10 protein-coding genes are annotated in these 8,249 nt (G+C 60.6%); 7 read left to right on the forward strand and 3 right to left on the reverse strand.

Going from position 1 to position 8,249, the window contains the following annotated elements; translation table 11 throughout:
* Window positions 1-135 precede the first annotated feature (135 nt).
* Entirely contained in the window at window positions 136-318 is a 183-nt protein-coding gene (locus tag ABR948_RS25795) for a Flp family type IVb pilin (RefSeq protein WP_428123347.1), read from the forward strand.
* A gap of 238 nt (window positions 319-556) precedes the next feature.
* Here ABR948_RS25795 and ABR948_RS25800 read toward each other — a convergent pair whose 3' ends face one another.
* Entirely contained in the window at window positions 557-916 is a 360-nt protein-coding gene (locus tag ABR948_RS25800; RefSeq protein ID WP_428123349.1) for a hypothetical protein, read from the reverse strand.
* 244 nt (window positions 917-1,160) lie between these two features.
* Here ABR948_RS25800 and ABR948_RS25805 point away from each other — a divergent pair, with 244 nt between their 5' ends.
* Complete coding sequence (locus ABR948_RS25805; RefSeq protein ID WP_428123351.1) at window positions 1,161-1,307, forward strand: hypothetical protein; 147 nt, start codon at window positions 1,161-1,163, stop codon at window positions 1,305-1,307.
* Between the two features lie 78 nt (window positions 1,308-1,385).
* A complete protein-coding gene (locus ABR948_RS25810; protein WP_428123354.1) occupies window positions 1,386-1,898 on the forward strand; it encodes a hypothetical protein in 513 nt (170 codons plus the stop codon).
* Between the two features lie 69 nt (window positions 1,899-1,967).
* Here ABR948_RS25810 and glgX read toward each other — a convergent pair whose 3' ends face one another.
* Window positions 1,968-4,082, reverse strand: a complete 2,115-nt coding sequence (gene glgX, locus ABR948_RS25815) for a glycogen debranching protein GlgX (protein ID WP_428123356.1) — start codon at window positions 4,080-4,082, stop codon at window positions 1,968-1,970.
* A gap of 328 nt (window positions 4,083-4,410) precedes the next feature.
* On the opposite strand from glgX, the gene ABR948_RS25820 reads away from it, so the two are divergent.
* The 3 genes from ABR948_RS25820 to ABR948_RS25830 all read left to right on the forward strand — a co-directional run bounded on the left by ABR948_RS25820 (window position 4,411) and on the right by ABR948_RS25830 (window position 5,494).
* On the forward strand, window positions 4,411-4,671 hold the full coding sequence (locus tag ABR948_RS25820; RefSeq protein ID WP_428123358.1) for a hypothetical protein: 261 nt from the start codon (window positions 4,411-4,413) through the stop codon (window positions 4,669-4,671).
* Window positions 4,658-4,843, forward strand: coding sequence for a hypothetical protein (locus ABR948_RS25825; RefSeq protein WP_428123361.1), 186 nt, complete (start codon window positions 4,658-4,660; stop codon window positions 4,841-4,843). The genes ABR948_RS25820 and ABR948_RS25825 overlap by 14 nt, the downstream gene beginning before the upstream one ends.
* Window positions 4,844-5,113: 270 nt before the next feature.
* Window positions 5,114-5,494 carry a VOC family protein gene (locus tag ABR948_RS25830; RefSeq protein ID WP_428123363.1) on the forward strand — a complete coding sequence of 127 codons (381 nt, stop codon included), beginning with the start codon at window positions 5,114-5,116 and terminating at the stop codon, window positions 5,492-5,494.
* Window positions 5,495-5,580: 86 nt separating this feature from the next.
* Here ABR948_RS25830 and ABR948_RS25835 read toward each other — a convergent pair whose 3' ends face one another.
* A complete protein-coding gene (locus ABR948_RS25835) occupies window positions 5,581-6,810 on the reverse strand; it encodes an LON peptidase substrate-binding domain-containing protein (protein ID WP_428123365.1) in 1,230 nt (409 codons plus the stop codon).
* Between the two features lie 225 nt (window positions 6,811-7,035).
* Here ABR948_RS25835 and ABR948_RS25840 point away from each other — a divergent pair.
* On the forward strand, window positions 7,036-8,249 hold a 1,214-nt coding region (locus ABR948_RS25840; protein ID WP_428123367.1), incomplete at its 3' end, for an amidohydrolase family protein.

Genomic DNA, 8,249 nt, shown 5'->3' on the forward strand with positions numbered 1-8,249 from the left:
GCGAAGCTGTCGCGCGTTAATTTAGTTGCAATTAAAATTGCGTACAACCAATTCAATCAACCTTAGATCATCGACCGTAGATTTACGGGGTTCGATATCCCGGACACAATTCCCAACTCGACGAAGGAGGCAGGTTTGACGAAGGAGGCAGGTTTGCGGCACTACTTCTCTAAGTTTTTGTCCGATGAATCCGGTGCGACCGCGATTGAATACGGTCTGATCGCAGCAGGTATCGCGCTTGCAATCGTCGCGGCAGTGAACAGTCTCGGTTCGACCCTCAACACCGAATTCACTTCGATCAATAGTTCCCTGAAGTGATAGCTCGTCCCCTTCTCGGGGGGATTTCAGCCTATGGCCTTACCCCGCCGGATCTGATCCGGCGGGGTAATTTTATGCCGCGCGCCAACCGCCGCCCGGCTGCTCGTCATTGCGAGCGCAGCGAAGCAATCCATGTTGCGCAGCAAGAACTGGATTGCTTCGTCGCTTGCGCTCCTCGCAATGACGACCCGAAATCCGCGCTGCCGGTCGAAACATTCCGCCGCCGCAGCGGCCTAGTTCACTGATGCGGCACGATCGCGTAGGGCGTGGTGTAGGGCTCGACCCGCAGCGATGAATTGGCGATCAGGCCGATCTTTGCGGTCGGGGCCTGCTGCAATTCGCCGTTGGCGCCGCGGTGCACATTGTATTGCCACACCGCCATGTCGCCTTTCTGCGCCAGCGCATGGGCCACCGCGCTGGCGTCGGAGCCGCCGAGCGTCTTGAGCTCGTCGGGGGACAGCCCGATGATGATTTCGTCTTTGGTCGTGACCACCTTGAACAGACTGGTTTTGGTCTCCTGCGCCCGCGCGCCCTGCGTGGCTGTCGGAAGGAGAACCGCCAGAAAGCCGTATTTCACGATATCGCGCCGAGGCAACATGCATCTGTCCTTTGGTGTTGAAGGGCGCCCGCCAGGGTTCTGGCGCGCGGCCACCGGCGTCCGCGAAAGCATAGTCCGGATCGCACGCTGCATTGGTCGCGCCGGGGCATGTTTTAGTTCACGGCGCCGTGACGGGATCGATGGCTTGGTGGCGGCGCCCTGCTTCAAGCCAAAGCCTTCAAGCCAAGCCTTGAACCAATTGCCTCCTGCCGCGACAAATCTCGATGGAAATGCGGAGGGTGCGATGGCTGATGTCTTGCAGTGGTTGGGTGTGGCGTTCAGCCTTAGCGTCATTTCGCTGGGCTTGATCGGCTTCTTTCGCGGCCTCTCGCTGCCGCCGAACTCCCCGGAAAATCGCGCAAACGGCAAGGGCGAATACTGGCGCACGTGATGGGCGCGGTTTCCGCGGAGTCAGGACATCGCTCAGACAATCCACGATTTGCCATGATGAGAAAATGGGGGATGCTGGATGATAAATCGTCGTCGCGTGGTCTGTATCGGCCTGGCCGCGCTGCCGGCATCCTGGTTGCTGCTGTCTTCCGTCGCACATGCCGACCAGGCCTTTGAACGCTTTCTTCCGTTCCTGGTCGACCTCGACGGCTGGCAGGGCAAGAAGCCGCAAGGCTTCGCGATGGAAATGACGGGCAGCAACCTGATCACCGCCTCGCGCGACTACGATCGCGGCCCGGCGCGTCTGCAAGCGCAGGTGATGAGCGGCGCGGCCGCCCAGGGCGCGTTGGCGCCGCTGCGATCCGCGATGAATATCGAAACCAGCGAAGGGCGCATGAACACCTCGACCATCGACGGCGTGCAGGTGATGCGAAGCTTCAACATCAAGGATCAATCCGGGGCGATCCTGGTGGCGCTCGGCACCAGCGCGCTGCTCAGCGTCAATTTCAAAGGCATCAGCGACGACGATGCGCTGGCATTGGCCAAGAAATTCAACTGGAAGGCCCTGCAGGCGGCGGTTGCGCCAAAATAGGCAAAATGGGTTCGTGTTCGCTATCCGACATCGCGCGGCTCGATTGAAGGCCCGCGGAATCCGGGCTTGCTACGCCTCCTTGACGGCGAACAGCAGCAGCGACCGGCCGGTGACCTGATAGATGCTGGCGAACTCGAATTCGGCCTCTGAAACAGCATCGGGAATGTTGGTGTCGACCAGCAATGTCCAGGCCTTGCCGCCCTCGGATTTCGGGAAGGTGAAGTCGACCAGTCCTTCGTAGCTGTTCATCACCATGAGCACGGTCTTGTCCTGCCCGCGCCGCTTAATTCCGGTCTTCTGGGCGTGGCCATCCAGCAGCATCCCGAAGCATTTCATCGACGCATCCTTCCAGTTTGCGTCCTGCATCTCGTGGCCGTTGGCATTGATCCAGGTCACGTCCTTGACGTCGAGGTCCCCGTCGTACTGACCCGTCAGGAATCGGCTGCGGCGCAGCGCAGGATAGGACTGGCGCAGCTTGATCAGGCGTTTGGTAAAGGCGAGCAGGTCGTTGCCGTCGCCGCCGAGATTCCAGTCGAACCAGGAGATGTCGCTGTCCTGGCAATAAGCGTTATTGTTGCCGTGTTGGGTGCGGCCGAACTCGTCGCCACCCAGCAGCATCGGCGTACCCTGCGAAAACAGCAATGTCGCCAGCATGTTTCGCTTCTGGCGATTCCTCAATTCGACAATCGCCTTGTCGCCGGTGGGGCCCTCTACGCCGCAATTCCAGGAGCGATTGCTGGAATTGCCGTCACGATTGTTCTCGCCGTTGGCCTCGTTGTGCTTGTCGTTGTAGCTGGCCCAGTCGTTCAGCGTGAAGCCATCATGGGCGGTGATGAAATTGACGCTCGCCCAGGCGCGGCGCCCGCCACGACTGAACAGATCGCTGGAAGCGCAGATCCGTGGCGCCAATTGCGCGACCGGAGCTTCGGCCCGCCAGAAGTCGCGGACGGTATCGCGGAATTTATCGTTCCATTCCGCCCAGCCGGGCGGAAAGCCGCCGACCTGGTAGCCGCCCGGTCCACAGTCCCAGGGTTCGGCGATCAACTTGACCCGGGTCAGGACGGGATCCTGATCGACCGCCTTCAGGAATCCGCTCTGTTCGTCAAATCCGTAAATTTCGCGCGCCAGAATGGTGCCGAGGTCGAAACGGAAGCCGTCGATATGCATGTGTTCCGACCAGTAGCGCAGGCTGTCGGTCACCATCTGGATGACGCGGGGATGCGACAGGTTCACCGTATTGCCGGTGCCGGTGTCGTTGATGTACCGGCGCTTGTCGGCGGGAAGGCGGTAGTAACTGACGTTATCGATGCCCTTGAACGACAATGTCGGCCCGAGCTCGTTACCTTCAGCGGTGTGGTTGTAGACGACATCAATGATGACTTCGAGGCCGGCCGCGTGAAGGCGCGCCACCATTTCCTTGAACTCGCGCAGGCTGTTGGGGACATCCGAAGCATAGCGCGGGTCCGGCGCGAAGAAGCCGATCGTATTGTATCCCCAGTAGTTGACCAGCTTCTTTTCCAGAAGATTGCTGTCATTGATAAAGGTGTGAACCGGTAGAAGTTCGATCGACGTCACGCCAAGCGCGGCCAGGTATTCGACCATCGGCGCGCTGCCGAAACCGGCATAGGTTCCTTGCAGTCCCTTTGGCACGCCCGGATGCTGTTTGGTGAAGCCCTTGACGTGGACCTCATACACGATGGTCTGATCCCATGGGACCATCTGCCGGCCCGCTTCGCCCACCCAGTCGAAGCCGGGATCGACAATCACGCATTTGGGCATGAATGGCGCACTGTCGCGCTCGTCGAAGGTCAGATCGTCGCCGGTCTCCATCTGGTAGCCGAAAACGGCCGGATCCCATTTCAGCGACCCCGCATGGGCGCGCGCGTAGGGATCGAGCAGCAGCTTGTTCGGATTGAAGCGATGCCCGGCCTTGGGTTCATAAGGGCCGTGAACCCGATAGCCGTAAAAGGTGCCGGGCCCGACATCCGGCAGATAGCCGTGGAAGATCTGGTCGGTATATTCGGGAAGGTCGATACGGCTGAGCTCGCGCTCGCCGGATTCATCGAACAGGCAGACCTCGACCTTGGTGGCGTTGGCCGAGAACAATGCGAAGTTGGTGCCTTTGCCGTCCCAGTGAGCTCCCAGCGGATAGGGCAGACCCTCTTCGATCGATTTGACCGGCATAAAACCCCCCGGCGTTGCTCACGCCCGACGCGCCGATGATAACTGCGGCGCCTGCGAATTGTTGCACCGCTTCAGGCGAATTAGTAGCGCCAACCTCATGAGGGCTTTGTGACGTCGATCGTTTGCGATGGACTTGACCAGGCGTTGGCGTTCGACGATCCACGGATCGGGCGCCACGCGAGGCGTGTCACGTCGCGCGGACCGCAACTCTAATGAGCAGAATGCCCAAGATCACCATTAGGTGAGATGTGACGCAGTTCACAGGCATGCCGGGCCGGTTGGGTCATCGTGCAGTGTCACTGCATTTGTGAGCTGCGGAGTTTCAACGATGAGACACGCGTCCTACCATGTAGCCGAAACCGTTTCGCCCGAACCGGTGCTTCGTCGTCAAACGACCGGACAAAGCAGTATTTTTGGAAGCATTTTTGCCCGGGTTCTCGCAGCGCTGCATCACTCACGACGCCTGCAGGCGCAACGTATCCTCCGACAATATCAACACCTGATTGCCGACCCCAAGGAATTCAGCAAGAAAATTAGTCTGAATAATTTCAAACCGGATATTGGAGACGATGACAATGTCGGTGAATGAGCGGTCGTTACCACGAAAATTATCGATCAAATTGCCAGTGCTGAGTGAAAACGCGCTGATCACGATCATTGCTGTCGGATTCCTGTTTCTCCATATTCTGGCAGGAGTGATCTTGCTGAAGACCCCCGCGGCGACGCCGCAGGAAGAGGCAAGACCCTCACTATATGACTAGCTCTGTTTGAAGCGCGCCTCTTTGAATTGAGATCGAACACCTTTCGTGCTAGCACCCGCGCGCCGAGAATAGGTACGGCCGGATTGGTAAGCCCGGCCAGTTTCTGGAAACAGGAACCACTATCCACCGCGCAGCGGTTTGGACCCACGGCCGGACGGAGTGACGAAGTGGTCACGCTGCCGGTTGGGTCGTGAAAGCTTAACTTCGGCTCTCCAGCAGCATTGGCTATTTTGTCTCCGTCCGTTCCTCAAACCTGGACGGATGAAAACCATGCACCTCAAACATCTCAATCTCGCCACTTCCGACGTACCTGGTCTGGCCGCGTTCTTCGAGCGGTTCTTCGGCTTCAGGCGCCACATCGAGCGCGGCTCCGGCGCCTTCACGCTGCTGCGCAACGACGATGATTTCGTGCTGACCCTGATGAAGGCCGGCAAGCGCGACCCGGCAAGTTATCCGGAAACCTTCCATGTCGGCTTCTATCTCGACGATGCGGCCGCCGTACGCAGTAAGCGCGATCAACTGGCCGCCGCCGGTTTGTCGCCGGGAGACATCGAGGAGGCCGGCCGCACCGTTCGCGGCACGCATTTCTATTGTACCGCACCCGGCAACGTCGTTGTCGAAATCGCGACGCCGCCGAAGCTCGGGGTCTGATCTAAAATTCAGCCAATAGACGGCCTTCTAGCGAACCTCGTCATGCCCGGCACAAGGCCGGGCATGACGAAAAAGCGATTGGATCCTCACGTTCCCTTGCCGATGCCGCGGGCGACAAAGCTGGCCGCATCCGCCCGGGTCACGCCTTGTTCACCCAGCAGGCGTGCCGCGGGGCTTCGCGTTTCCCGGAATATGGCAACGAGGATATTGGCGCCTGTCACCACAGGGCTCCCCGATTCTTTCGCATGGAGCACGGAGCGTTGAGTCACGCGCGAAAATGCATCGGTCGGGTGGGCGTCGATGCCGTTCTCAATTACCAGTGTCTTCAGCTCGTTGTCGAGATAGAAAAGCAGCTTCCCTTTTAGGGCGCCAAGATCGGCGTTGCAGGCCCCCATCACCGCTGACGCATCGGCGTCTTCGATCAAAGCGAGCAGGAGATGCTCCAGAGTCGCGTATTGGTGGTGGCGCTGATTGGCATAGTCGAGGGCTCGGCGCCTCGTCGCCACCAGCGTGGGTGAAAATGGCAGCGTCGACAGGTCCGTCAGGGCGTCGACCTGCTTTAATCGCGCCACCGGATTAAGCGTCGCCAGCAAGGTCTGCTTGACACTGATCGGCAGCGCCAAATATCTGGCGATCATGTCGGCAACCCGTCCGGGATCACGGGTTTGCTCGAGCAGCGGCCAGATCTGCGGTATGCGAATCTCGCGGGCCGATGCGTATCTTTCGAACTGCCTGACGGCTTTCTGGATGAGTTCGGGCGCTTCGGGGATGGGTCCGTCGCTGACGTCAGCGATTTCGGCCTGGAACAACGCACCGGTCTCGCCAATGAAGCGGGAGATCACGACACGCCGGTGCACCTGCGCCAGGACTTTCAGGGTGCCATCGCCCAGCCGTTCGAGTTCGAGCAACTCGGCGAGCACGCCAATCTCGTAAACATCAGCAAATCCAGGTTCGTCAACGCCGGATTCTTTCTGGATCGCCAGCACGACCTCGCGCTGGCGTTCGAACGCATAGTTCAGCGCCTGCATGGTCTTCTCGCGTCCGACAAAAAGCGAATAGGTCGCGGTCGGGAAGGGAACGAGGTCTCGAAGCGGAATGGCCGGGTAGCTCGCCATTCCGGTCTGGCGCTTGGCGGCTGGAACCGCGGTGTCGCGCCGGTCCGCCTGCAGCAAAGCCGACAGCGTGTTCCAGTCGGCAACGCCCAGAATTTTCGAAACCAGCTCCAGGCTCTCGCTGTGGCTGATGGTGACGGCTTTGGTGGTGAGGGATTCGCGCAGGGTCTGCGCCATGGCCTTGGCATCGCGAAAATCGCGCATCGGTTTCGTCCTCTGCAAGAGCGAACCAGGCGTGTCAGGTGGTTGCGTTGCTGACCCGGTCGCTCGGGCAAAGGGAGGCCGATAAGGGCTCGATACGTTCACCGTTCCGCGAAGGGTGCAACCAGCAGGTCGTATCAACCTGACGAGAAATTTGGCCCAAAGATAGTTGGGTGTCAATTACCTGACTGATGCGGAATTGGCCGGGCGCGTGACGAGACAGGCGCGGTGTGTCACCATCGCCGGATGATTTTCAGTCCGTTCCCGGCACGCTTGTTCGGTGCCTTCGTCATGATGGCGCTCGGCATGGTGCCGCTCGGCATCGCTGCGCCGGCGCGGGCGAATCCCGCCGACATCCTGCTGGTCAATGGCAGGATTGTAACGCTCGATGCGAATTCTTCGATCGGCGAGGCGCTCGCGATCGAGGCCGGTCACGTTACCGCGACCGGCAGCTCCGGCGAGATGCGCAAGCTGGCGGGGCCCGCGACCAGAATCATCGACCTCGGCGGCCGCACCGTGATTCCCGGCCTGATCGATTCCCACATTCATGCCATTCGCGCCGGCTTCCGCTATGCCAGCGAAGTGCATTGGGACGGCGCGACCACGATCGGCGAGGCGATGGAGCGGCTGCGGTCGGCGGCCGTTGACGCCAGCCCCGGCGCGTGGCTGATCGTGGCCGGCGGCTGGACGGCGCGCCAGTTTGCGGAATCGCGGCGGCCGAGCGAGGCCGAGGTTACCGCTGTGGCGGGCGAGCATCCGGTCTACATCCAGCTGTTCTACGGCTCGATCTTGCTCAACGCGATCGGCCGCGAGAGGCTTGGCCTTCGATCCGACGAGGCTCTTGCGCCCGGCGCCAAGTTCGAGCGCGATGGCGAGGGCGCTGCCAGCGGCTGGATTACCGGAACAGCCGCCTTCATTACCTCGGTTTATTCGCGCCTGCCCAAGCCCGCGATGCCGGAAGCGATCGACGGCACGCGCCGATACCTGCGCGAATTGAGCGGGCTCGGGGTCACGGGCGTGATCGACCCCGGCGGGCACAACCTTGACCCTGAGGACTATGCGGCCTTGTTCCAGCTGTGGCGCGAGCATGCGCTGCCGCTGCGCGTCGTCTACAGCATCTCCGCGCCGCGTCCGGGCAAGGAGCTGGAGGATTTCCAGACCTTCACGCGCTTTCTGCCGATGGGCAGCGGCGACGATTGGCTGCGCTTCAACGGCATCGGCGAATGCGTCACCTGGGGCATGTACAACAACGAAACGCCTGACGAGGCCGACAGGGAAGAATTCTATCGTGTCGCGCTGTGGGCCGCCACGCAGGGCATGACGCTGACGGTACACTGGAACAATGAACCCTCGGTCCATCATCTGCTCGACGTGCTCGAGCGGGTCAACCGCGAAATACCGCTGGCGAAATTGCGCTGGTCGATCGCGCATCTGCATGATGC

The organism is Bradyrhizobium sp. (assembly GCF_050014615.1).
Classification (GTDB): domain Bacteria; phylum Pseudomonadota; class Alphaproteobacteria; order Rhizobiales; family Xanthobacteraceae; genus Bradyrhizobium.

Bases quoted from the DNA above. Each gene is read 5' to 3' on its own strand.
- ABR948_RS25800 (WP_428123349.1), bottom strand. From the start codon at position 916: ATGTTGCCTCGGCGCGATATCGTGAAATACGGCTTTCTGGCGGTTCTC.
- ABR948_RS25805 (WP_428123351.1), top strand. From the start codon at position 1,161: ATGGCTGATGTCTTGCAGTGGTTGGGTGTGGCGTTCAGCCTTAGCGTC.
- ABR948_RS25810 (WP_428123354.1), top strand. From the start codon at position 1,386: ATGATAAATCGTCGTCGCGTGGTCTGTATCGGCCTGGCCGCGCTGCCG.
- glgX (WP_428123356.1), bottom strand. From the start codon at position 4,082: ATGCCGGTCAAATCGATCGAAGAGGGTCTGCCCTATCCGCTGGGAGCT.
- ABR948_RS25820 (WP_428123358.1), top strand. From the start codon at position 4,411: ATGAGACACGCGTCCTACCATGTAGCCGAAACCGTTTCGCCCGAACCG.
- ABR948_RS25825 (WP_428123361.1), top strand. From the start codon at position 4,658: ATGTCGGTGAATGAGCGGTCGTTACCACGAAAATTATCGATCAAATTG.
- ABR948_RS25830 (WP_428123363.1), top strand. From the start codon at position 5,114: ATGCACCTCAAACATCTCAATCTCGCCACTTCCGACGTACCTGGTCTG.
- ABR948_RS25835 (WP_428123365.1), bottom strand. From the start codon at position 6,810: ATGCGCGATTTTCGCGATGCCAAGGCCATGGCGCAGACCCTGCGCGAA.